General features: G+C 69.5%; 21 protein-coding genes. 8 read left to right on the top strand and 13 right to left on the bottom strand.

Annotation, left to right across the window (positions count from 1 at the left end; translation table 11 throughout):
- The first annotated feature begins 218 nt into the window (after positions 1-218).
- Positions 219-2120, top strand: a complete 1902-nt coding sequence (locus AB0K18_RS17930) for a Xaa-Pro dipeptidyl-peptidase (protein WP_364915165.1) — start codon at positions 219-221, stop codon at positions 2118-2120.
- A gap of 292 nt (positions 2121-2412) precedes the next feature.
- Here AB0K18_RS17930 and AB0K18_RS17925 read toward each other — a convergent pair whose 3' ends face one another.
- Positions 2413-3636, bottom strand: a complete 1224-nt coding sequence (locus AB0K18_RS17925) for an amidohydrolase (RefSeq protein ID WP_364915163.1) — start codon at positions 3634-3636, stop codon at positions 2413-2415.
- A gap of 543 nt (positions 3637-4179) precedes the next feature.
- Between AB0K18_RS17925 and AB0K18_RS17920 the strand changes: the two genes are divergently transcribed.
- On the top strand, positions 4180-5532 hold the full coding sequence (locus AB0K18_RS17920) for a peptide ligase PGM1-related protein (RefSeq protein ID WP_364915161.1): 1353 nt from the start codon (positions 4180-4182) through the stop codon (positions 5530-5532).
- On the opposite strand, the gene AB0K18_RS17915 is transcribed toward AB0K18_RS17920, so the two are convergent.
- On the bottom strand, positions 5504-5689 hold the full coding sequence (locus AB0K18_RS17915) for a hypothetical protein (protein WP_364915159.1): 186 nt from the start codon (positions 5687-5689) through the stop codon (positions 5504-5506). The two genes, AB0K18_RS17920 and AB0K18_RS17915, sit on opposite strands and share 29 nt — an antisense overlap.
- 128 nt (positions 5690-5817) lie before the next feature.
- Here AB0K18_RS17915 and AB0K18_RS17910 point away from each other — a divergent pair, with 128 nt between their 5' ends.
- Positions 5818-6957, top strand: coding sequence for a D-alanyl-D-alanine carboxypeptidase (locus AB0K18_RS17910; RefSeq protein WP_364915157.1), 1140 nt, complete (start codon positions 5818-5820; stop codon positions 6955-6957).
- Here AB0K18_RS17910 and AB0K18_RS17905 read toward each other — a convergent pair.
- Positions 6946-7914, bottom strand: coding sequence for a YihY/virulence factor BrkB family protein (locus AB0K18_RS17905; protein WP_364915156.1), 969 nt, complete (start codon positions 7912-7914; stop codon positions 6946-6948). The two genes, AB0K18_RS17910 and AB0K18_RS17905, sit on opposite strands and share 12 nt — an antisense overlap.
- 31 nt (positions 7915-7945) lie before the next feature.
- Positions 7946-8128, bottom strand: coding sequence for a hypothetical protein (locus AB0K18_RS17900; RefSeq protein WP_364915154.1), 183 nt, complete (start codon positions 8126-8128; stop codon positions 7946-7948).
- A 191-nt stretch (positions 8129-8319) separates the two neighbouring features.
- Here AB0K18_RS17900 and AB0K18_RS17895 point away from each other — a divergent pair, with 191 nt between their 5' ends.
- Both AB0K18_RS17895 and AB0K18_RS17890 read left to right on the top strand, forming a co-directional pair.
- Positions 8320-9510: a helix-turn-helix transcriptional regulator gene (locus tag AB0K18_RS17895; protein ID WP_364915153.1), complete on the top strand. Its 1191-nt coding sequence runs from the start codon at positions 8320-8322 to the stop codon at positions 9508-9510.
- A gap of 89 nt (positions 9511-9599) precedes the next feature.
- On the top strand, positions 9600-9812 hold the full coding sequence (locus AB0K18_RS17890) for a hypothetical protein (RefSeq protein WP_364915151.1): 213 nt from the start codon (positions 9600-9602) through the stop codon (positions 9810-9812).
- Between the two features lie 25 nt (positions 9813-9837).
- Here the strand turns inward: AB0K18_RS17890 and trpS are convergent, their stop codons facing one another.
- Positions 9838-10836 (bottom strand): tryptophan--tRNA ligase, encoded by a 999-nt coding sequence (gene trpS / locus AB0K18_RS17885; RefSeq protein WP_364915149.1) that lies wholly within the window; start codon positions 10834-10836, stop codon positions 9838-9840.
- A gap of 14 nt (positions 10837-10850) precedes the next feature.
- On the bottom strand, positions 10851-12164 hold the full coding sequence (locus AB0K18_RS17880) for a hemolysin family protein (protein ID WP_364915147.1): 1314 nt from the start codon (positions 12162-12164) through the stop codon (positions 10851-10853).
- Between the two features lie 86 nt (positions 12165-12250).
- Between AB0K18_RS17880 and galE the strand changes: the two genes are divergently transcribed.
- The gene (gene galE / locus AB0K18_RS17875; protein WP_364915145.1) at positions 12251-13198 is read left to right on the top strand and encodes a UDP-glucose 4-epimerase GalE; all 948 of its coding nucleotides are present in this window, start codon (positions 12251-12253) and stop codon (positions 13196-13198) included.
- A gap of 37 nt (positions 13199-13235) precedes the next feature.
- The gene (locus AB0K18_RS17870) at positions 13236-13388 is read left to right on the top strand and encodes a hypothetical protein (RefSeq protein ID WP_364915143.1); all 153 of its coding nucleotides are present in this window, start codon (positions 13236-13238) and stop codon (positions 13386-13388) included.
- 67 nt (positions 13389-13455) lie between these two features.
- On the opposite strand, the gene AB0K18_RS17865 is transcribed toward AB0K18_RS17870, so the two are convergent.
- The 6 genes from AB0K18_RS17865 to AB0K18_RS17840 all read right to left on the bottom strand — a co-directional run bounded on the left by AB0K18_RS17865 (position 13456) and on the right by AB0K18_RS17840 (position 20733).
- On the bottom strand, positions 13456-14454 hold the full coding sequence (locus AB0K18_RS17865; RefSeq protein ID WP_364915141.1) for a malate dehydrogenase: 999 nt from the start codon (positions 14452-14454) through the stop codon (positions 13456-13458).
- 58 nt (positions 14455-14512) lie between these two features.
- The gene (locus AB0K18_RS17860; RefSeq protein WP_364915139.1) at positions 14513-16687 is read right to left on the bottom strand and encodes a transporter substrate-binding domain-containing protein; all 2175 of its coding nucleotides are present in this window, start codon (positions 16685-16687) and stop codon (positions 14513-14515) included.
- A gap of 161 nt (positions 16688-16848) precedes the next feature.
- Positions 16849-17877 carry a polysaccharide deacetylase family protein gene (locus AB0K18_RS17855; RefSeq protein WP_364915137.1) on the bottom strand — a complete coding sequence of 343 codons (1029 nt, stop codon included), beginning with the start codon at positions 17875-17877 and terminating at the stop codon, positions 16849-16851.
- A gap of 167 nt (positions 17878-18044) precedes the next feature.
- Entirely contained in the window at positions 18045-19262 is a 1218-nt protein-coding gene (locus AB0K18_RS17850; protein ID WP_364915135.1) for an NADP-dependent isocitrate dehydrogenase, read from the bottom strand.
- Between the two features lie 53 nt (positions 19263-19315).
- Entirely contained in the window at positions 19316-19615 is a 300-nt protein-coding gene (locus AB0K18_RS17845; protein ID WP_364364851.1) for a DUF3017 domain-containing protein, read from the bottom strand.
- The gene (locus tag AB0K18_RS17840) at positions 19612-20733 is read right to left on the bottom strand and encodes a citrate/2-methylcitrate synthase (RefSeq protein WP_364915133.1); all 1122 of its coding nucleotides are present in this window, start codon (positions 20731-20733) and stop codon (positions 19612-19614) included. The genes AB0K18_RS17845 and AB0K18_RS17840 overlap by 4 nt, the downstream gene beginning before the upstream one ends.
- Positions 20734-20914: 181 nt before the next feature.
- Here AB0K18_RS17840 and AB0K18_RS17835 point away from each other — a divergent pair, with 181 nt between their 5' ends.
- Positions 20915-21562, top strand: a complete 648-nt coding sequence (locus AB0K18_RS17835; protein WP_345396031.1) for an FHA domain-containing protein — start codon at positions 20915-20917, stop codon at positions 21560-21562.
- Between the two features lie 162 nt (positions 21563-21724).
- Here AB0K18_RS17835 and AB0K18_RS17830 read toward each other — a convergent pair whose 3' ends face one another.
- The gene (locus AB0K18_RS17830) at positions 21725-23254 is read right to left on the bottom strand and encodes a family 10 glycosylhydrolase (RefSeq protein WP_364915131.1); all 1530 of its coding nucleotides are present in this window, start codon (positions 23252-23254) and stop codon (positions 21725-21727) included.
- Positions 23255-23265: the final 11 nt, after the last annotated feature.

The following is a 23265-nucleotide window of genomic DNA, read 5'->3' as shown; positions in this document are numbered from 1 at the left end:
CTTGACCAGGGACAACCAAACCGGCGCACAGGGTCGCAACCGCTCCGTTATCGACATCACTCGCGTCCGTGACCTGGGACCTGAATCCGGCACGAAGCAGGCACACCGTACGACATCAGGAAAGATTTCCCCAACTTCGCCCCATGGACACCCCTTGCTCCAGCGCTCATCGTGACGGAGATTCCCAGCGAAGGTCGAAAACTCTCATCGGAGCCCGCATGCATTCTCGTAAGGCCCGCAGGAGGCTCGCCGTGCCGCTGGCCGCGTTACTCGTGGCCACCCTGACCGGCACAGTGACCGGCACGACGCCCGCCTCGGCCGACACCCCCGCTATCAAGATCGAGAACAACGCGACCCAGCCCGTCTTCTCCCGGGCGGACGCCATCCAGCAGACGGTGTTCGTCGAGGTCAAGGGTACCGACAGTGACAACGACGGCGAACCGGACAGGGTGGCCGTGGACATCCTCCGGCCCAAGGAGACCGACCAGGGGCTCAAGGTCCCGGTGATCATGGAGGCGAGCCCGTACTACGCCCCGGGCAACGACGTCGCCAACCACCCCGTGGACGTGGACGAGCACGGCAACCCGCTGCCCGCGCTCACCGCGCTCAGCGCCCGCCAGGACGCCGGGCCGTTCGACGGCTACTACGACAACTACTTCCTGCCCCGCGGCTACGCCATCGCCCTGGTCGAGAACGTCGGCAGCGCCCGCGCCACCGGCTGCCCCACCTCGGGCGACCGCAACGAGACGGCCGGGCCGAAGGCCGCCATCGACTGGCTCAACGGGCGCGCCAAGGGCTTCGACGCCGCCGGCAACCCCGTCCACGCCACCTGGTCCACCGGCAAGGTCGGCATGATCGGCGTTTCGTACAACGGCACCCTGCCCAACGCCGTCGCCGCCACCGGCGTCGAGGGCCTGAAGACGATCGTCCCGATCGCCGCCATCTCCAGCTGGTACGACTACTACCGCGCCAACGGCGGCGTCCTGGCCCCCGGCGGCTTCCAGGGCGAGGACCTCGACGTCCTCGCCAAATACGTCCTGACCAGGGAGAACGGCCAGGAAGCATGCGGGGCCGTCATCGACGACATCGCCGCCGAGCAGGACCGGATCACCGGCGACTACAGCGCCTTCTGGGACGTCCGCAACTACATGAACGGCGTGCGCAAGGTCAAGGCCAGCGTGTTCGTCGTGCACGGGCTCAACGACTGGAACGTCAAGACCAAGCAGTTCGCCCAGTGGTGGTACGCGCTGGCCAAGCAGAAGGTGCCGCGCAAGATCTGGCTGCACCAGGGCACCCACATGAACCCGTTCAGCCTGCGTACCGTCGAATGGCTGCGGCAGCTGCACGGCTGGTTCGACTACTGGCTGCACGGCATCGACTCCGGCATCATGCGCGAGCCGCAGGCCGACGTCGAGGCGGCCGCCGGGCAGTGGGAACAGCACCGCTCCTGGCCGCTCCCCGGCACCGTGACCGTCCCCCTGCACCCCGGCCCCGGCTCCTCCCTCGGCCTGCTCCCCCGCCCGCGCGCGGCCAAGGAGACCTTCGTCGACCAGAAGACGCGAACGGCCGAGCAACTGGTCGAGGCCACCGGCCCCGACCCGAACCGCCTCGCCTACACCACCCCCGCCCTCCCCACGGACGTCCGCATCTCCGGCACCCCGACGGTGAAGGTCCGCGCCTCCTTCAAGGACGGCGCCTCCCCGTACCTGACCGCTCTGCTGGTCGACTACGGCACCGACACCCGCCCGAACGGCAGCCTGCTCTCAACCGGCGAGAACTACTGCTACGGCCAGGGCGTCCCCGGCGACACCGGCTGCACGGTCCTCCGCACGCTGGGCACCTCCGTGACCCCGTACAAGATCGTCACAAGAGGCTGGCTGGACACCCGCAACCGCCACCGCCCCGACCGCACCGACGCGCTCCGCCCAGGCAAGGACTACGACTTCACCTGGGACTTCCAACCCACGGACTACACCTTCAAAAAGGGCCACCGCCTAGGCCTGGTGATCATCTCAACCGACCACGACTACACCCTCCGCTACCCGGCAGGTACCAAGATCACCATCACCCCCACCCACAGCAAACTCAACCTCCCCATAACCCTGGGCCGCCTCCCGTAGGAGGGGAAACCCCGCCGCACTTCGGCGGGGGCCCTCAAGGGGGTGGGGTACGGAGCCCCCAGGCATGCCTACCGAAGCACGGCAGGCCCCACTCCCCAACACCAAAAGGACCCCAGCCAAGGTACGGCGGGACCCCCACCCCCAACACCAAAAGGACCCCGGCAAGGTACGGCGGGACCCCCACTCCCCAACACCCAAAAGGACCCCGGCAAGGTACGGCGGGACCCCCACTCCCTAACACCCAAAAGGACCCCGGCCGAAGTGGGGCGGGGTCCTTTTGCGACAGGAGTGGTCAGGCCATGGCGTTGGTGATCGAGTCGAGGGGGCCGACCTCCCACAGGGAGGTCAGTGCCGTGGTGGCCATCACCCGCACCCCCATGGCGATCGCCTTCTCGTCCACGTCGAACGTCCCCTGGTGGATGTCGTACGTCACCCCGTCAGGCGACCGCGTGCCGAGCCGGGCGAAGGCACCCGGGATCGACTCGAGGTACCAGCCGAAGTCCTCGCCCCCGAGCGACTGCTGGGTGGGGACGACGGCCCCGGCCCCGAGGGCCTGCTCGGCGGCGGCGGCCAGCATCTCGACGCTGAGCTCGTCGTTGACGACGGGCGGCACCCCGCGGGTGTAGTCGAGGGCGGCCTCGACGCCGTAGGCGCCGGCGACGGACTCGAGCAGCGACTTGATGAGGTCGGGCGCGGCGTGCCAGGCGTCCTCGTCGAGGCAGCGTACGGTGCCCTCGGCGACCCCGTCGTCGGGGATGGCGTTGGCCGCGGTGCCGGCCATCACCTTGCCCCAGACGAGGCTGAGCGAGGAGCGCGGGTCGACGCGCCGCGACAGCGCGGCGGGCAGCTCGGTGAGGATCTTGGCCAGCGCGAAGACGAGGTCGGCGGTCAGGTGGGGGCGGGCGGTGTGGCCGCCGGGCCCGGACACCCGCACGGCGATCTTGTCGCAGGCGGAGGTGATGGGACCGGTCCTGAGGCCGAACTGGCCGACGTCGACGCGCGGGTCGCAGTGGAGGCCGAAGATGCGGTCGACGCCGCTGATGCCGCCGTGGGCCATGACCTCGAGCGCGCCGCCGGGCAGCTCCTCGGCGGGCTGGAAGATCAGGCGTACGCGGCCGGGCAGCGACCCGGCGGCGGCCTGCTGGGCCAGGAAGAGCGAGGTGCCGAGCAGGACCGTGGTGTGCACGTCGTGGCCGCAGGCGTGGCAGGCGCCCGCCACGGTCGAGCGGTAGGGCACGTCCTTCTCGTCCTGCAGCGGCAGCGCGTCGATGTCGGCGCGCAGGGCGATGGTCGGGCCGTCGCCGCTGCCGACGTCGCAGATCAGCCCGGTGCCCTTGGGCAGCACCGAGGGGGTGAGGCCGGCGGCGGTGAGCCGCTCGGCGATGCGCTGTGTCGTGCGATATTCGGCGAAGGCCAGCTCAGGATGCATGTGGAGGTCGCGGCGGAATGCCACGAGATCCTGCTCGGTCTCCGCCAGGAACGCGTCGAGTTCGCCTCGAAGCTCACGTCCCCGCATATGTCACCGTCCCGTCCGATGCCATGCGCTCCCGGCGAACTGCTGGGCTGCACGGCTCATGCGCTCCAAAAAACTCTCCATCGCCGCCGCGGCCACCTGGTTGAGCGGCCGGTGTGCGGCGGAAACCAAAGATCGGCCCGCCGGATTCGGTGCGCGGATCGTCAAGCACGGGCTTCGCATTCCATCGATCGCGAGTGCCGCCGCAGCCAGGGAGCACGGCGGTCGGCCGTGTGCCTGATGGCGATGCTTCGACTTTATCGCCCTCTCGCGCCTGCACGCCGACAGATACCCCAAATGTTGGCCCGCGGCACGTCCGAAATCGCAGGTTGTCACGTTCCGTGCGGGCGCTGGTGACCCCTAAATAGTCACAAGGGATCAGTAGATCGTGACCCGATGCTGCCAGTTCAAACGTGGTCAGCGATTCCGAATCCTGTCACCTTCCGTCATGGTCATCACACTTCAGCGGTTGCTGTTTTCGGGGGGATTGCGTGTTTCACTCGCTATATGATCACTAATATCCCGTTCGGGGAGAAGTATGCTGGGTTGAGCATCTTCGAGCCGGGCGAGGGGACCCTGGTGGTCGTGCCCTCGCTCTCCCTTCCACAGGATGAGCTCCGCCGGATCACGGGGGCCAGGTCCTACGAGGAGCGCCTGCTGTTCCTGCTCCTGACGCTCCGGGAGCCCGGGGTCAAAGTGGTCTACCTCTCCTCCGCGCCGGTCGATCCCGAGATCGTCGGCTACTACTTCGGCTTCCTGCCCGATCCGGACGACGCCGCCAAGCGTCTGACGCTGATCAGCCTCGACGACCCCTGGTCCCAGCCGTTGACCAGGGGTGTGCTCGACCGTCCCGACGTGATCGAACAGCTGCGCGCGGCGATCGACGGGGACGCTTGGCTGGTGCCCTTCGTGCTGAGCGAGCTCGAGGAGGAGCTGGCGTCGTCACTCAGCGTGCCCCTCTACGGACCCGCCACGTCCCTTTCCTATTACGGCTCCAAGAGCGGGGCCAGAGAGGTGGGACATGAGGCGGGCGTCCCGATGGCCAGGGGCTTCGGTGACGTGCGCACGGCGCTCCAGATCGAGGAGGCCATCGAGGCCCTGCCGGGCGACCGGGTGATCGTCAAGCTCAACGACGGCTACTCGGGGCTCGGCAACGCCATCGTCACCAGGTCAGACCGGTCGCTGATCAGCTTCTCCGCCGACGGCGAGGACTGGGGCAGCTTCACCGCGAAGATCAGGGAGCGGGGTGCGGTGGTCGAGGAGTTCATCGAGCACCGGCCGCTGTACTACCCGAGCGCGCTGGCCGGCATCACGCCCGGCGGGCACGCCAGGGTGCTGGCCACCCACGACCAGGTGCTCGGCGGCCCGAACGGCCACGTCTACCAGGGCTGCACGTTCCCGGCCGCGCCGGAGTACCGCGCCGAGGTGGGCGCGTCGGCGGGCCGCATCGCGCAGGTGCTCGCGGAACGCGGCGTGGTGGGCCTGTTCGGGATGGACTTCTTCGCGCTCAAGGCCGACGCCGGGTACGCGGCGCTGCTCTGCGAGATCAACCTGCGCATCGGCGGCACCACGCACCCGTACGGCGCCGCCGTCCTGACGACCGGCGCCACGTACGACCAGGCCACCGGTCACCTCATGTCAGGCGACCGGCCGAAGTACTACACCGCGACCGACAACTGCGCCTCGGCCTGCCTGCGCGGGCGCACGCCCGGCGAGGTGATGCGGAAGGCCGACCGGCTGGGCGTCGGCTTCGACGCCGAGCGGCGTACCGGCAACGTGTTCCACCTGCTCGGTGCCATCCCCGAGCACGGCAAGCTGGGCTTCACCACGATCGGCGACTCCCGCGAGGAGGCCGACGAGCTGCACGCGCTCACCCGCCGCCTCCTTTGCGGCCCTTGATCCCACTGTCCCCGCCGCGCAACGCGCGCCAGCCGATCACCCCCAGGACGACCCCGAGCACGATGTTCACCGCGATCAGCACGCCGTGCACCACGTAGAACGCGGTGGGGTGGCCGTCGGCCAAGTTAAACCCGAGGTTCACCCACTCGAAGATCATGAATGCGCCTAGGATGATGAGGAATCCGGCGATCTTTCGTGACACATGTGCCTCTCTAGCATCGAACGTGGATCTTCGGGGGATGTGTCGCCACATGTGCACTATCACGGAGCTACGCTGAGACCGCCATGTGGACGAAACTCGTGCCGGTCACGGCACTCATCGCCTCGGTCGCGCTCACCGGCGGGACCGCGCACGCCGAACCGACGACGCCGGTCGGCGGCGAGGCGCTGGGCAGCCGCGGCCTGGTCGCCCCCGCAGGCGTCAAGAAGCCGCCCAAGAGCAAGGCTACTTCGTACGTCATCGCGGACGCCGACACGGGCCAGGTGCTCGCGGCCAAGGACGCCCACGGGCGCTACCTGCCGGCCAGCACGCTGAAGACGCTCACCGCGCTCACGCTGATCCCCAAGCTGGACAAGAACCGCAAGATCAAGCCCAGCAGGAACGCGTGCAACCAGGAGGGCAGCGCGGTCGGCCTGTCTCCGAAGGTGTCGTACAAGATCGAGGACCTGTTCAGGGCGCTGATGATGTCGTCCGGCAACGACGCCGCGATGGCGCTGGCCGAGACGAACGGCGGCGTGGCCAAGACCATGGCCGACATGAACGCCGAGGCCAAGCGGCTGCAGGCGCTCGACACGGTGGCCAAGACGCCGAGCGGCCTCGACGAGAAGGGGCAGAGCAGCTCGGCGTACGACCTGGCGCTCATCGCCCGCGCCGGCCTGGCCAACCCCGACTTCCGCCGCTACATCAGCACCAAGACCGCGAAGTTCCCGGCGCCCAAGGGCCACTACGAGATCAGCAACCACAACAAGCTGCTCTGGCGCTACGACGGCATGATCGGCATCAAGAACGGCTGGACGTCGAAGGCTCGCGCCAGCTTCGTCGGCGCGGCCTCCAGGGGCGGCCACACCATCGTGGTGAGCATCATGCGGCACGAGGGCTTCTTCTGGGACGAGGTGTCCAAGCTGCTCGACTGGGGCTTCTCCGTACGCGGCAAGGCGGCCCCCGTAGGACGCCTCGTGGACCCGTTGCCCGCCACCGCGCTCGCGGGCCCGCACACGGCCGCCACAGCCGCTCCCACGACGGCTCCGTCCGGCGGGGCGTCGGTCACTCCGGCCGCGCAGCCGCCGCTGCTCGACACCGCCGCGTCCAAGCAGACCGACTCCACCAAGATGGTCGGCTCGATCGTGATCGGCGGCGGGCTGCTGTTCGGGCTGATCTGGCTGGGCTTCGGCATCCGCCGCAGGCGCGGCCGCTCAGGTCTCTGACGCCTGCGCCCGCTCCGCCTTCTCCTGAGCCTGCTCGACGGCGGGAATCGGGGACGGGGCGGGCGGCGGGCTGAACCCCGCGGTGGCCGTCCACGCGGCCACGAACAGCACGAGCCTGGCCGAGAAGTTCATCCACACCAGCAGGCCCACGATGACGGCGAAGACGCCGTACAGGGCGGAGTTGCCGAGCGTGGTGGCCAGCAGCAGCGTCGCGATCTGCTTGAGCACCCCGAACCCGATCGCGCCCAGCAGCGCGCCCTTGGCGATCACCCGGAACGGCTGGTCGGTCCGCGCCACCCAGCCCAGCAGGATCACGAACAGCAGCCAGTCGGCCCCCAGCCCGGCGCCCACGCCCGCCGCGCGGAAGCCGAGGTTGGCGAGCACCGACTCCTGGCCGAACAGGAAGTGCATGACGTTGTTCGTCGCCGTGGTGGCGAACCCGGCGACCAGCACCGACGAGATCGCGGTCACCCCGATGAGCAGCAGCGAGGCCAGGTCGCGCAGCTTGCCGACGACGAAGCCGAGCGGCGGCACGGTGGTCATGTACATCTCGCGCAGGGCGCCGCGCAGCGCGTCGAGCGCGCCGAGCCCCGCGTAGAGCAGGCCGAGCAGGCCGATGATGCCGGCGGTCTCCTTGGCCGTGGCGATGGCGGTCAGGTCGAGCTGGTCGGAGATGCCGGGCAGGCGTTCCTCGATGGCCTTGGTGAGCGCGTACTTGGTGGTCTCGCTGGTCGCCACCACGAAGCCGAGCACCGCGTACGAGAGCGCCACCAGCGGGAAGAACGACAGGAACGCGAAGTAGGTGACCGCGCCCGCCAGCCGGTCGCCCGACTGGAGCTGGAAGCGCTGCACCGCCCTGATGAGGTGGTCGAGCGCGGGCCGGCGCACCCGCCAGTCGTTCAGCCTGCCGCGCCCCCGCGCCTTCACCGCCGCCACGCGCTCCGTCAGACTCGCCATCTCACCCTCTCACCCGGGCCCGGGGCGGTGATCAGGCTGCGACCACCGCGCGGGCGCTGTCTGCCAGGGCGGCGACGACCGTCGCCACCTCATGATGGAGCACCTGCCCAGCACGCCTGGCGGCACGCCCGGCGACGAGGACGGTGTCCACGCAGGAGGTGTCGGCGTTCAGCACGAGCCGGCCGGCCGCGTGCCCGACGAGGCCGTCAGGCACGCTGCCGACCCCCTTCCGCGAGGTCCTCGCGCCCCTCGGCAGGCGCCGCCTCCGCTGACCGAAAAACGCGAGCGTTTCACGCGTTCCACGCCCCCGGAAAGGGCCTCTGAGCAGGGCGGAAACCAGGACGGGCGGACAGCGGGAGCCCTAGCCTTTGGGATGTTCCGACCGACCCAGGAGGCGTCCCGCCCATGGCCGAAATCAGCACCGGGCACATGGTCAGGCTCCAGCGCGAGCGAAGAGGCATGAGCACCACCGCGCTGGCCACGCAGTCCGGCTGCACCCCCAGGCACATCGAGCTGATCGAGCACGGCAAGCGCACCCCCTCGCTCCCCCTGCTCAGGGAGATCGCCAAGGTGCTCGGCGTCCGCACGGCGGTCCTGCTCGGCGAGACCCCGCGCGACTCGCACGAGCCCAGCAGGCCGCAGATCGGCGACATCGAGCGGGCCCTGTTCACCAGCCGCTCGCAGACGCCCGACATCGAGCCGCCCGACGCCGACCAGCTGGCCGAGCGGGTGGCCGCCGCCCGCAACGCCTGGTTCGCCTCGACGCGCCGCTACTCCATCCTCATGGCCGCGCTGCCGTCGATCATCACCGACGCCGAGAGCCTCGCCCTGGAGCGCACGCCACGGGCCTGCGGCGTGGCGACCGACGCGTACCTGCTGGCCAGGGGTGTGCTCAAGCATCTGCGCAGGGTGGACCTCGCGCACCTGGCCGCCGACCGGGCGATGCGCTTCGCCGAGGAGTCGGAGGACCCGCTGATGACGGCGTGGGCGTACTGGAGCCTCGGGCAGTCGATGCTCTCCGACGACATGCACGAGATCGCGTACGACGTCGCCCGGCGCGGACTCGAACTCCTCGAACCCCACATCGCCGAGGGCGACGAGCGGCACATCAAGGCGCTCGGCGCGCTCCACCTGCTCGCCGCCATCGGCGAGGCCCGCATGGGCGACGACGACACCGCCAAGGAGCGCCTGCGCGGCGCCGCCGCCCGGCTGGCCGAGCGGGTCGACGACGCCTCAGGCGGCTACGACCTGGCCTTCTTCGGGCCCACGAACGTCGCCATCCACATGGCCAGCATCGAGAACGACATCGGCCGCCCCGAGGCCGTGCTGCGCATCGCCGACGACATCGACCTGCGCCGCACCCCGTCCATCGAGCGCCGCACCACCCATCTCGCCCAGGTCGCCCGCGCCTGCGAGGACCTCGGCGACGACGCCGCGAGCCTGCTCCACCTGCTGCGCATCGAGCGGGAGAGCCCCGAGGAGCTCGACCACAAGCTGCTGCTGCGCGAGATGGTCAGGTCGCTGGCGCGGCGGGCCCGCCCGTCGTGGGCCCCCGAGGTACGCCACCTCGCCGAGCGCCACCACATCACGGTCTGAACCCCGAACTCCGAGTTCGGTCAGTGCGAACGGGGAGATCCTTCGCCCGAGTTCGTCACCGTCAGGCGCTGGAGTGCCACGCTGCGTCCATGACCACAGCGCCGAGTGCCGATTTCGTCATGGAACACCTGCTCCAGGAGGCCACGCGGGAGTTCCCCGGATGGTCGTTCGAGCGCGACCGCTCGGGCTGGACCGCCACCCGCGACGAGACCCGCCTGCGCCGGCCCAGCCTGGCCGCCCTGCGCGCCATCCTGCGCGTGCACCGGGCCGTCCGCCACGACCCGGAGTGCCCGTGCGCCTAGGTGCGCCCGTCGCGAGCCGGTGCGGTCAGAGCAGGAAGCCCACGCGGTCGCGCACCTGCTCCATCGTCTGCCTGGCCACCGCCGACGCGCGCTCGCCGCCGATCGCGAGCAGCCGGTCGAGCTCCTTCTCGTCGGCGAGCAGCTTCTCCGTGCGCTCCCTGATCGGCGTGAACGTCTCGACCACCGCTTCCGCCACGTCCTTCTTGAACGTGCCGTAGCCCTGGCCCTCGTAGCGGGCCACCAGCTCGGGGATGGGCGTTCCGGTCAGCGCGGACTGGATGCGCAGCAGGTTGGAGATGCCCGGCTTGTTCTCCTCGTCGAACAGCACCTCGGAACCGGTGTCGGTGACCGCGCGCATGACCTTCTTGCGCAGCGGCCCCGGCTGCTCCAGCACGTCGAGGATGCCCGCGGGGCTGGAGGACGACTTCGACATCTTCGACGTCGGGTCCTGGAGGTCGGTGATCTTCTCGACCTCCTTCGGGATGAACGGCTCGGGCAGCGTGAACGTGTCGCCGAACCGGTGGTTGAAGCGCCCCGCGAGGTCGCGGGTCAGCTCGAGGTGCTGCTTCTGGTCGGCGCCCACCGGCACGCTGTCGGCCTGGTAGAGCAGGATGTCGGCGGCCTGCAGGATCGGGTAGGTGAACAGGCCCACGCTGGCCGCGCTCTCACCGAACTTGGCCGACTTGTCCTTGAACTGCGTCATCCTGGCCGCCTCGCCCATGCCGGTGAGGCAAATGAGGATCCACGCCAGCTCGGTGTGCTCACGCACGTGCGACTGCACGAAGACCGTCGACCGCTCGGGGTCGAGCCCGGCGGCGAAGAGCTGGGCCGCGGCCACGCGGCTGCGGCGGCGCAGTGCGGCGGGCTCGGTCGGCACGGTGATCGCGTGGAGATCGACCACGCAGTAGAACGCGTCGTGGGTCTCCTGCAACGTGACCCACTGACGGAGCGCACCCAGGTAGTTGCCCAGGTGGAAAGAGTCCGCTGTGGGCTGGATGCCGGAGAGAACACGAGGTCTGGCCATAGCAGCCAATTGTGTCAGGAATCCTGCTCAGGTGCCGACTCGGCGGCCGGTCGGCGTTTCACCCTGACCCGGGCGATCCTGCGGCCGTCCAGCTCGGTCACGGCCAGCTCGAAGCCGCTGAACTCCACCCGCTCGCCCACCGCGGGCACGTGGCCCAGCATGGCCATGACGAAGCCGGCCAGCGTCTCGTACGGGCCGTCCGGCAGCCTGATGCCGGTCTCGGTTGCGAAGTCGTTGAGGTTCGTCAGGCCGTCGATCTCGATCTCGCCGGCGGGCAGGACGACGACGTCCTCCTCGATGTCGTACTCGTCCCTGATGTCGCCGATCAGCTCCTCCACCAGGTCCTCCATGGTGACGATGCCGGCCGTGCCGCCGTACTCGTCCACCACGATCGCCAGGTGCTGGCCCTCGTCGCGCATCTCGTTGAGCGTGGTGAGCAGGCGCTTGGACGCGGGCACGAACTTGGCCGTCCTGATCGGCACCACCGCGCTGATCGGCTCGGTCCGCCCGATCAGCTCCGGGTCCAGCAGGTCGCGCACGTGGACGAAGCCCACCACCTCGTCGTACGACTCCCGGTAGACGGGGAAGCGCGAGTGCGGCAGCGTGGCGGCCAGCCTGGCGGCCTCGGTCAGCGGCGTGTCCGCGTCCATGAACTCGACCTCGGTACGCGGCAGCATCACCTCCCTGAGCTGCCGTTTCCCGGCGGCGAACACCTCGGCGATGAGTTTGCGCTCGTCGGCGGTCAGGTCGGTGTGCCCCACGACCATGTCGCGCAGTTCCTCGGTGGTGACCTCCTCCCTGTCGGCCGCCGGGTTGCCGCCGAGCAGCCGGACCACGAGGTCGGTCGACTTCGACAGCATCCAGATGACCGGGCGCGACAGGGCGGCGATGCGGTCGAGGAACGGGGCCACGACGAGCGACAGGCCCTCGGTGCGCTGCAGCGCCAGCCGCTTGGGCGCCAGCTCGCCGAGCACCAGCGACACGTACGAGATCGCGAGCGTCACCAGCACCAGCGCGAGCACGGGCGCGACGGCCTCGGGCACCCGCCAGCCCACCAGCACGGGCTCGAACTGGGCGGCGAGCCGGTCGGCGCCGAACGCGGCCGACAGCATGGTGGCCACGGTCACCCCGATCTGCACGGCCGACAGGAACCTGTTGGGGTCCTGGGCCAGCTTGGCCACCCGCTCGCCGCGCCTGCCCTGCTGGGAGAGCTTGCGCACCTGGCTGTCGCGCAGGGAGACCATGGCTATTTCGGCGGCGGCGAAGAAGCCCCCGATCAGAATGAACAGCAGGACCAGGGCGATGTTGGCCGCGACGGTGTCAAACATGGTGGTTGGCAGCGTACTCGTCGGGTTTCCCGCGTATGCTGAACGGCAAGCCTTACAAAATCAAACATATCTCCACAGGAGTACACATGAGACTGCTGGTCACCGGAGGGGCCGGATACGTCGGCAGTGTCGTCGCCGCCCAGCTCGTCGAGGCGGGACACGAGGTGACCGTGCTCGACGACCTGTCCACCGGGCACGAGGACGCGGTGCCCGAGGGCGCGCGGTTCGTGCGCGCCGACATCGCCGAGGCCGGGCAGGCGCTCGACGGCGTGGACGCGGTGCTGCACTTCGCCGCCAAGTCGCTGGTCGGCGAGTCGGTGCAGCAGCCTGCGCGCTACTGGGCCAACAACCTGGGCGGCACGCTGGCGCTGCTCGACGCCATGCGGGAGCACGGCGTGGACCGGATCGTGTTCTCCTCGACGGCGGCGACGTACGGGGAGCCCGAGCGCTCGCCCATCGAGGAGAGCGATCCCACGCGCCCGACCAACCCCTACGGCGCCACCAAGCTGGCCGTGGACAGCGCGCTCACCGCGTATGCGGGTCAGCGCGGCCTCGGCGCGGTGAGCCTGCGCTACTTCAACGTGGCCGGCGCCTACGGCCGCTACCGCGAGCGGCACGCCGTCGAGACCCACCTGATCCCCAACGTGCTCAAGGTCGCGACCGGCGAGCGGGAGTCGGTCAGCGTGTTCGGCACCGACTACCCCACGCCCGACGGCACCTGCGTGCGCGACTACATCCACGTCGCCGACCTGGCCAGGGCCCACCTGCTCGCGCTGGGGTCGATCACGCCCGGCCGGCACGAGATCTACAACCTGGGCAGCGGCGCCGGCTTCTCCGTGCAGGAGGTGATCTCGGTCTGCCGCGAGGTCACCGGGCACGAGATCCCCGCGGTGGTCGGCGAGCGGCGGCCCGGCGACCCCGCCGTGCTGGTGGCGTCGTCCGCGAAGATCCAGCGTGAGCTGGGGTGGAAGGCCGAGCGGCCGGCGCTGCGCGACATCGTCGCCGACGCCTGGGGAGCGCTTTCTCGGAAATGACCCTACGCGTGCGCGATCTATGCTGTGATACCCAAATGTGAGGAGCTTTTCACCAAGGGTCACGAAGCTGCTCTTCGTCGCCCTCGTCGTGACGGGCAGCCTCCTGGCCGCCGCCGGTGTGGTGTTCGCCACGCCCGGCCCCGTACCGGCCGCCGACCCCGTGCCGAGCGACCAGGCGGCCACTCCGTGACCGGCTGACCCCCGAGACGCGAACGCGCGCCCCCGCGAAGCGGAAGGCGCGCGTCAGCGAAAGCACGTCAAATGAGGCCGAGGTCCTTGACCGCCTGGCGCTCCTCCGCCAGCTCGCGCACGCTGGCGTCGATGCGCTCGCGGGAGAACGGGTCGATCTCGAGGCCCTGGATGATCTCGAACCTGCCGCCGGCCGCACGCACCGGGAAGGACGAGATGAGACCCTCGGGCACGCCGTAGGAGCCGTCGGAGACCACGGCGGCGGAGGTCCACTCGGTGCCGTTGACCCAGTCGAAGACGTGGTCGATCGCGGCGTTGGCCGCCGAGGCGGCCGAGGAGGCGCCGCGCGCCTCGATGATGGCCGCGCCGCGCTTGGCCACGGTCGGGATGAACGTCTCGCGCAGCCAGTCGCCGTCGACCTGCTCGGCCGCGACCTTGCCGCCCACCTCCGCGTGGAACAGGTCCGGGTATTGCGTCGCCGAGTGGTTGCCCCAGATCGTCATGTGCTTGATCTCGGTGACCGGCACCTGGAGCTTGGCCGCGAGCTGCGACAGCGCGCGGTTGTGGTCGAGGCGGGTCATCGCGGTGAAGCGCTCGGCCGGGACGTCGGGAGCGTTCTGCTGGGCGATGAGCGCGTTGGTGTTGGCCGGGTTGCCCACGACCAGGACCTTGATGTCGTCGGCCGCGTGGTCGTTGATGGCCTTGCCCTGCGGGCCGAAGATGCCGCCGTTGGCGCCCAGCAGGTCGCCGCGCTCCATGCCGGCCTTGCGGGGCATGGCGCCCACCAGCAGCGCGACGTTGGCGCCGGCGAAGGCCACGTTGGGGTCGTCGGTGATCTCGATGCCGGACAGCAGCGGGAACGCGCAGTCGTCCAGCTCCATCGCGGTGCCCTCGGCCGCCTTCACCGCCGCCGGGATCTCCAGCAGGCTCAGCTTCACCGGCGTGTCGGCGCCGAGCAGCTGCCCCGACGCGATGCGGAACAGCAATGCGTAGCCGATCTGGCCGGCGGCTCCGGTGACGGTCACCTTGACAGGCACCTTGACGGGCTCAGTGGCTGACGACGCCATGGCCTTCCCCTAACTCGCAGCGTGAATCATTGACGTTCGGGATGTTACCCGCTCGTCATCAGCAGGTTTCCATCGCGGGCACCTTGAGCTCCTCCTTGAAGTCGACCTTGCCGAAATAGCTGGTCAGGAGCTGCTCCATGACGCCCTTGGCGTACATGTCGGCGATCACGCCCGACACGGCCTTGCACGTCTTGACGTCGCCGTCCTTGATGCCGACCGCGTAGCGCTCGTTGCTGAGCTTGGCGCCGAGGATCTTGAAGCGCAGGTTCTCACGGGCCGCGAACCCGGCGAGTATCAGGTCCTCGCCGGGCACCGCGCTCACCTTGCCGGTGCGCAGCAGGTCCATGCAGGCGGCGTAGTCGCTCGCCGCGACCGGCTTGACCGGCACGCGGTCCTGGACGGCGCCGACCGACGGGCTGTTGAGCGCGCACACCCGCTTGCCCTTGAGCTGGTCGATGTCGTCGATGTCGCCGGCGCGCACCAGGACGTCCTGGTGGGCCAGGTAGTAGGGCCCGGCGAACTGGGTATCACTCCTGTCGATCGAGTACGTCGCCACGACCAGGTCGACCCGGCCTTCGGCCAGCGCGGACGCCCGGTCGTCCCGCCCGACCCTGACGAACGTCGTCTGCCTGGCACCCAGCTCGGCCGCGATGCGCTTGGCGACGTCGACGTCGAAGCCCTCGAAGGAGCCGCCGTTCTGCAGCCCGATGCCGGGCAGGTCGCCCTTGACCCCGATCACGATCTTCCCGGTCTGGGCCACCTTGTCCACGACCGACGTGGCCGCACCGCCGGAGTCCTCCGGCGGCGCATCGACCTGCTCGAAGTAGGCGAGCGGGCGCCAGCCGTTCGCTAACAGCGCCAGCGCCGCGGCGGCGAGCAGTACGAGCACGGTGGCCACCGCGATCCACAGCCCGGCCCGCCCGCGCCGGGCGGGCGCGGCGGGCCCGGTCGGCGCGTACGGCGCCGCACCCCCCTCCGGCGGCGCCACGCCGCCAGGGTGCTGCCCCGGGCCGGTCGGCGCGTTCTGGAGCGCGGAGGCCCCGGTGTGGGGCGCCGGCAGGTGCGGGACCTGGGCGCCGGTGTGCGGACCTGGGACAGCCTGCGAGCCCGTGTGGGAGCCGGTCGGAGGGCCGCCGGTCGGGGGGCCGGACTGAGGGCCGGTCTGAGGGCCGGTCTGAGGGCCGGTCTGAGGGCCGGTCTGGGAGCTCTGCGCGGACTGGGGGCTCTGCGCGGACTGGGGGCTCTGCGCGGACTGGGGGCTCTGCGCAGTCTGGGGGCCGGTCGGGGCGGGCGGGGCCGGGGAGGCGCCCGTCACGCCGGGACGGTCGGTGATCGAGCCCGCCGACACCCGCAGGAACGGCGTGGTGTCGTCGCTCGCCACCTGCACGCCCTTGGTCAGCACCGCCGTCGAGGCGCCCGCCGTGGACGACTGGCCGAGCAGCCGCAGCAGGATCTGGTCGGCGGACGGCCGGTCGGCCGGGTTCTTCGCCAGCGCCGAGCTCACCACGCCGCGCAGCGGCTCGGCCATCATGGTGACGTCGACCTCGTGGTTGAGGATGCGGTTGAGCACGACCGCGATCGACTTGCCCTCGAAGGCGACCTGCCCCGTGGCGGCGAACGCGATGGTCGCGCCCCAGGAGAACACGTCGGTGTAGGGCCCGATGTCGTCGCCGGCGATCTGCTCGGGCGCCATGTAGGCGGGCGTCCCGATGGCGCGGCTGGTGATCGTACCGGTGGAGTCGATGATGCGGGCGATGCCGAAGTCGACCACGCGCGGCCCGTCGGCGGCGATCAGCACGTTGTCGGGCTTGAAGTCGCGGTGCACGATCGAGGCGTGGTGGATGGCGGTGAGCGCGGTGGCGGTGCCGATGGCCAGCCGGTCGAGCACGGTGCCGGTGAGCGGCCCGTCGGTCTCGACGATCTCGCGCAGCGGCCGGCCGTCGATGTACTCGCTCGCGATGTACGGCGTGTCACCGTCGAGGTCGGCCTCGATGACCCGCGCCGTGCAGAACGACGCCACCCGCTGCGCCGCCTTCAGCTCCCGCGCGAAGCGCGAGCGCGCGATCGTGTCGCCGCTGAACTTGACGTGCAGCAGCTTGATCGCGGCCCGCTCACCCTGGTTGTTGACCCCCAGATAGACGATGCCCTGCCCGCCCTCCCCGACCCGTCCTGACAGCCGGAAGGACCCCAGCTCGGTGGGATCGCCGGCGACCAGCGGCGAGATCTGCGGCATTCGTCATCCCCACGTGTACTGAACCCATCGACGCAAACTTTACGACGCTCAGCAACTTCTCAGGGATCGGTTGAGGCTTAGGTACGTCACGGGTTCGCCTCTTTCCTGCCCCGGCGCCGATCTCAGACGCCGGGGTCGACGTGGGTCGCGGGTGGGGCCGGTCAGTAGGGCAGGCTCCAGGTCGCGAACGCCTTGCGCAGCGAGGGCGCCTTGAACTTGGGATACGCCACCGTACGCGGGTCACCGTCGGAGGTGTAGCGCATGTCCGGGTTCTTCTTCAGCCAGTCGAGCCACGCCTCGGAGCAGAACTGGGCGCAGTCGCCCTTCTTCTCCATGACCTTGATCCTCGGGATGCCGGCCGGGTCGAACGCCTTGCTGAACGGCGCCGGTGCCGGGGTGTAGCCGGCCAGGAACGCGCCCGCGTGCTTGTACGCCTTGCCGCGCAGCGCCCAGTTCTTCTTGCTCGGCTGGTTGCCGTACGGCAGGGCGATGGTGACGGGCTTGACGTACGACAGGGACTCGATCTCCTTGCCGATCGAGCCGATCTGCTCCTCGACCTCCTTCTGCGAGCGGCCCCGCAGGTTGAAGTGGTCGCGGGTGTGGTTGCCGAGCTCGAAGCCGTTGTCCTTGAGCCACAGCAGCGCCTGGGCCTGCTCCTCGCGCACGGTCTTGCCGAACATGTCGCGCGTCACGTAGAAGGTGGCCTTCGGCTTCCAGCCGGGGTGCGCGGCGGCCACCTCCTTCAGGATCGCCACCGCGGTGTCCTTCTGCGGCACGCCCATCGCGTTCAGGGTGAGCTGAGAGGGCGACGAGTCGTCGAACGTCAGCACCACGGGATGCTTGCCCGCCGGGATGTCGATCTTGCCGGTCACCAGTTCGGCGGCGGAGACGGGCACGTAGCCCTCCTTCACCAGGCGTTCGAGATCGGCCCTGAACTGCTGGGGCGACCGGTCGTCGGTGGTCTGCGGCTTGGGCACGATGCGGTGGAACATCAGCACCGGGATCTGCCCCAGCTCGTTGGCCTTCACCGCGGCGGCCCGCTTCACCTTGGCCGCCCTGTCCGCCTTGGCCTTGGCCGCCGCGTCGACCTTGTTGTTGGTCAGCTTGGCGGTCTCGGGCTGAGAGTCGCAGCCCGCGAGGAGAGCGGCGGCGATGAGCGCCCCCAGCCCACTCAGATAACGCAGTCGCATCCTTACCCCCCGAAACGCGTACGACTGTTCTGAGCTGGCTCTTACCCACGTGATCAACTACGCCACGCCGTCCCTGGGGTCAAGAGCTGGGAAAACGCGCCGCGTCCGACAAAACGAACGGCCCCTGCCGGGGGAGGCAGAGGCCGTAGCGCGGAGGAGGAGGTCCTTCAGGCGGACATCTTCTTCTTGAGGTTCTCGTCGAGCGCCGCGAGGAAGTCCTGCGTGGTGAGCCACTCGGCGTCGCCGCCGACCAGGAGCGCGAGGTCCTTGGTCATCTGGCCGCTCTCGACGGTCTCGATGCAGACCTGCTCCAGCTTGTCGGCGAAGTCGGTGACGGCGGGGGTGCCGTCGAGCTTGCCGCGGTGGGCCAGGCCACGCGTCCACGCGAAGATCGAGGCGATCGGGTTGGTGGAGGTGGGCTTGCCCTGCTGGTGCTGGCGGTAGTGGCGGGTCACGGTGCCGTGGGCGGCCTCGGCCTCGACGGTCTTGCCGTCGGGGGTCATCAGGACCGAGGTCATCAGGCCGAGGGAGCCGAAGCCCTGCGCGACGGTGTCGGACTGGACGTCGCCGTCGTAGTTCTTCGCGGCCCAGACGTAGCCGCCCTCCCACTTGAGGGCCGCGGCGACCATGTCGTCGATGAGGCGGTGCTCGTAGGTGAGGCCGGCCTTCTCGAAGTCGGCCTTGAACTCGGTCTCGTAGACCTCGGCGAAGATGTCCTTGAAGCGGCCGTCGTAGGCCTTGAGGATGGTGTTCTTCGTGGAGAGGTAGACCGGGTAGTTGCGGGCCAGGCCGTAGCGCATGGAGGCGCGGGCGAAGTCGCGGATCGACTCGTCGAGGTTGTACATCGCCAAGGCGACGCCGCTGCCGGGGAAGTCGTACACGTCGAGCTCGATCGGCTCGGAGCCGTCCTTCGGCGTGTACGTCAGGGTCAGCGTGCCCTCACCGGGGATCTTCAGGTCGGTCGCGCGGTACTGGTCGCCGAAGGCGTGACGGCCGACCACGATGGGCTTGGTCCAGCCGGGCACCAGGCGCGGCACGTTGGACATGATGATCGGCTCGCGGAAGATCACGCCGCCGAGGATGTTGCGGATGGTCCCGTTGGGGGACTTCCACATCTTCTTGAGGCCGAACTCCTCGACACGCGCCTCGTCCGGGGTGATGGTGGCGCACTTCACACCGACGCCGTACTTCTTGATGGCGTTCGCGGCGTCGATGGTGACCTGGTCGTCCGTGGCGTCGCGGTGCTCGATGCCGAGGTCGTAGTACTTCAGGTCGACGTCGAGGTAGGGAAGGATCAGCTGGTCCTTGATGAACTGCCAGATGATCCGGGTCATCTCGTCGCCGTCAAGCTCGACGACGGGGCCCTCCACCTTGATCTTGGGCATGCGAATGGTTCCCCTTCAATGAATGGATGCGTTGAGGCTATCGGACCGTCAGGTCACGGGGCGAAAAGGGACAGGATGATCGCTTTCAGCTCGTTGTTGCCGAGCAAGAGCGAGGTCAGCACCAGCACGAATCCGAACACGGACAGCGTGATGACGTCGATCTTCTTGCTCCTGAGTGCGAGCTGACCGCCGTAACCGGCGAAACGCAGCGCGGCCGCGATCATGATGACGGCCCCCAGCACGAACCCGCCCCAGCGCGGGTCGGCGATGAACATGGCGAGCACACCCGCGGCCGCACCCACCAGGATCAGCGGGTACGGCCCCCAGGTCTCGCGTTCGGTCCCGTTGCTCAACGCTCTTCTATCGGCTTCCACTTCTGGTCGGTCTCACCGATGTACTCACTGTCGGGGCGGATCAGCCGGTTGTCGGCGTGCTGCTCGATCACGTGAGCCGTCCAGCCTGACATGCGGCTGACGGAGAAGACCGGCGTGAACAGGTCTGTCGGAATGCCAAGGTAGTGGTAAACGGAAGCGGCGTAGAAATCGACGTTGGGATAGAGGCCCTTGGTCTCGAAGACGACCTCCTCCATCTCCTTCGACATCCGGTAGTAGGTGTCGTCGCCGCTCGCCTCGCCGAGCTCGGCGGACATGCGGCGCAGGTGCGTGGCGCGGGGGTCCTCGGTCTTGTAGACGCGGTGGCCGAAGCCCATGATCTTCTCGCCGGCGGCGAGCTTGTCGCGTACGGCCTGGGCCACGCCGCCCGGCGACAGCGACTCCAGCGTCTTCATGACCTGCTCGTTGGCCCCGCCGTGCAGCGGGCCCTTGAGGGTGCCGATGGCGGCGACGATGGCGGAGTGCATGTCCGACAGCGTCGCGGCGCACACGCGGGCGGCGAAGGTGGAGGCGTTCATGGTGTGGTCGGCGTGCAGCACCAGGCACTCGTCGAAGATCTCGACCTCGCGCCGGCCGGGGGTGCGGCCGGTGACCTGGAGCAGGAAGTTGGCGGCGAGGCTCAGCGACGGGTCGGGCTCGGGCGCCTCCGAGCCGGTGCGCGCGGCGTGGTAGCGGGCGACGAGCAGCGGTTGCTGGGCCACCAGGCGGGCGGCCTTGCGCAGGTTGGCCTCGGGGTCGATGGAGTCCTTGTCGGCGTCGTCGGCGCCCGCCAGCGAGACCAGCGTGCGCAGCGCCTCCATGGGTTTTTGTTTCTCGGCGATCTCGGCGATGTTCGCGGACACCAGGGCGCCCAGCTCGCGGCCCCGTGCCAGCTCGTCGCCGTAGGCGTCGAGCTCGGAGCGGGTGGGCAGCTTGCCACGTTGGAGCAGGTGTGCGGTCTCCTCGAACGTCGCGCGGCCGGCCAGGTCGTGGATGTCGTATCCACGGTAGAAGAGGCGACCGGCCTTTCCGTCGATGTCGCTCAGCGCTGTGGACGCGGCGACGACATCGGCCAGACCTTTCGTGGGCTTGTCCGCCATGAGTGTTTCCTCCGCTTATCTCCGCCCGAAGTCTACCCGTGAGCAGGCAAAACCGACGTCAAAGGTCCAGACCAATTTCACGACGGATTCTCCTTTCGGCAAAGGAGATTCCGCATCCCCTCGGTTGGGTAAGCCGGAGCTGTAGTAATAGTTACGGCGGGCTACCTGGGGAGGAACTGCCGTGGAGGGGCCGTTCATACGCATCGAGGACACTGGCGAGGTGGTCCCGTTGCGCCCCGAGATCACGACGGTCGGAAGGGGCCGGGGTGTAGACATCCGGCTCACCGACCCCAGCGTGTCTCGACTCCATGCCGAGTTCGTCAGACGAGGACCCTACCTGTATGTCGTCGACCTGGGACTGTCCAGGAACGGCACACGGGTGAACGGCAGGCCGATCGCCCGGAGGGTCCTTGACGACGGCGACGTCGTCTCCTTCGGCGCGGCGCGCGGCCGGATCGGTGGAGTCCCCCGTGAGGACTTCACCCCCGAGGTCGAGCTGCGCAGGGCGGCGGCACCCGAGCTGACCAGGCGCGAGGTCGATGTGCTGACCTCGCTCTGCCGGCCGGCGCTGTCCGATGAGGCGTTCGTCGCTCCGGCGACGGCACGCGAGATCGCCGACGACCTGGTCGTGACCGAGGCCGCGGTCAAGCAGCATCTGCTGCGGCTCTACCAGAAGTTCAGGATTCCCGAGGGCACCAACCGGCGCACACGGCTGGCCAACGAGGTCGTCGCGCTCGGGCTGGTCCGCCCGACCCCTGTGGTGCCACCGCAGCGGTCGTCGGGAGCCGCACCCGAGCAGGCTTCGGCGGCCGGGCGCAGGGCTTCGTAGTCCCAAGGTTCGCGACCGGGGCCACGGCGAGGGGTTCCGGCAGCGTCGGAACCTGAACATCACCCCCTCCGGGGGGCGCGGGCAACGGCGTACGCCCTGCTCAGGGCGGCGCCGCGGCCCGTCGCCGGTCTGACCGGCGACGCAGCCGGGCGCAGCACGCTCTCAGATCACCCTGAACCCGTTGCTGGGCTTGCTGGTCCTGTTCGCCCGGTCCACCGCGACGACGTAGTAGTGGTGGCCGCGCTTGCCTTCGGCGTCCACCCAGCGCAGCTGCCGGTCACCGGGCACGACGGCGACCAGGTTGCGGGCGTCGTCGAAGGCGCGGGAGTGCGCGGGCCGGTCGAAGCGGAAGACGGCCCACTGGAAGGGCTCGTCCTTCCCGGTGGCCACCGCCCGCACCTCGACCCCGCCGTGGCGGCGCAGCGCGTACGCCACCACCGGCCGCGACGGCGCCCTGCCGCCCGCGAGCCGGGGCAGCACCGGCGCGAGCGCGGGCCGCTGGTAGTGGTCGTTGACCGCGGTCGTGATGGAGGCGAGCCTGTCCACCTTGACGTCGTTGGCGTTGTACCAGATGTCGCCGCCGATCTCGGGGTGGTCGCGGTTGAGCGTCAGGTGCCTGGACAGCTCGTCCGGCGCCTGCCACTCGGCCGCCTGCGCCGGGTCGCCCGCCTTGTACGCCGCCTGCCCGATCCACAGCAGCGTCTTGGTGCCCGCGGCCACGTCGGACCACCACGGCACGAGCTTGGAGTAGTCGGCCGGCGGCTGCCCGATGTACCAGTAGAGCTGCGGCGCGATGTAGTCGAGCCAGCCCTTCTTGACCCAGCCGCGGGTGTCGGCGTGCAGGTTGTCGTACGACTGGCCGCCGTTGGTGTCGGAGCCGAGCGGGTCGGTGCCCTTGTTGCGCCAGATGCCGGACGGGCTGATGCCCCAGGCGATCTCCGGCTTGGCCTTGAGCACGCGCTGCTGCATCTCCTGGACCATGAGGTCCACGTTGTTGCGGCGCCAGGCGGCGAGGTCGGGGAAGCCGGCGCCGTACTCGGCGAACTCTTCCGCGTCGTCGAAGCCGGTGGTGTTGGTCGGGTAGAAGTAGTCGTCGAAGTGCAGGCCGTCGATGTCGTAGCGGGTGACCGCGTCCATCATGGCGTCCTGGCAGAACTTCCTGACCTCGGGCATGCCGGGGTTGTAGTAGAGCTTGCCGCCGAACGGCACGAGCCAGTCGGGGTGCTTGCGCCCGGGGTGGTCGGGGTGCAGCTGGGCCGGGTCGGCCTGCATCGAGACGCGGTAGGGGTTGAACCAGGCGTGGAAGGCCAGGCCGCGCTTGTGCGTCTCCTCGACGGCGAACTTGAGCGGGTCGTAGCCGGGGTCCTGGCCCTGGGTGCCGGTGAGATATTGCGACCACGGCTCGTACGGCGACGGCCAGAACGCGTCGGCCGTGGGCCTGATCTGCACGAACACCGAGTTGAGCTTGCGCTGCACGGCCACGTCGAGCCAGGCGAGGTATTCCGCCTTCTGCTCCTCGGCGGTCAGTCCGGGCTTCGACGGCCAGTTGATGTTGACCACCGACGCGATCCACATGCCGCGCATCTGGCGCAGCGGGGGCACGTACCCGGGCTGGGCGAAGGCCGGGAGGGGAACGGCCGATGCGGCGGCGGCGAGAGCGAGACCCTTGAGGAGAGTCCTTCTGCTGGGCATGGGGGGTGCCT

The organism is Nonomuraea sp. NPDC049421 (assembly GCF_040677005.1).
Taxonomy (GTDB): domain Bacteria; phylum Actinomycetota; class Actinomycetes; order Streptosporangiales; family Streptosporangiaceae; genus Nonomuraea; species Nonomuraea salmonea.
This window is presented reverse-complemented; position numbering and strand designations above follow the sequence as displayed.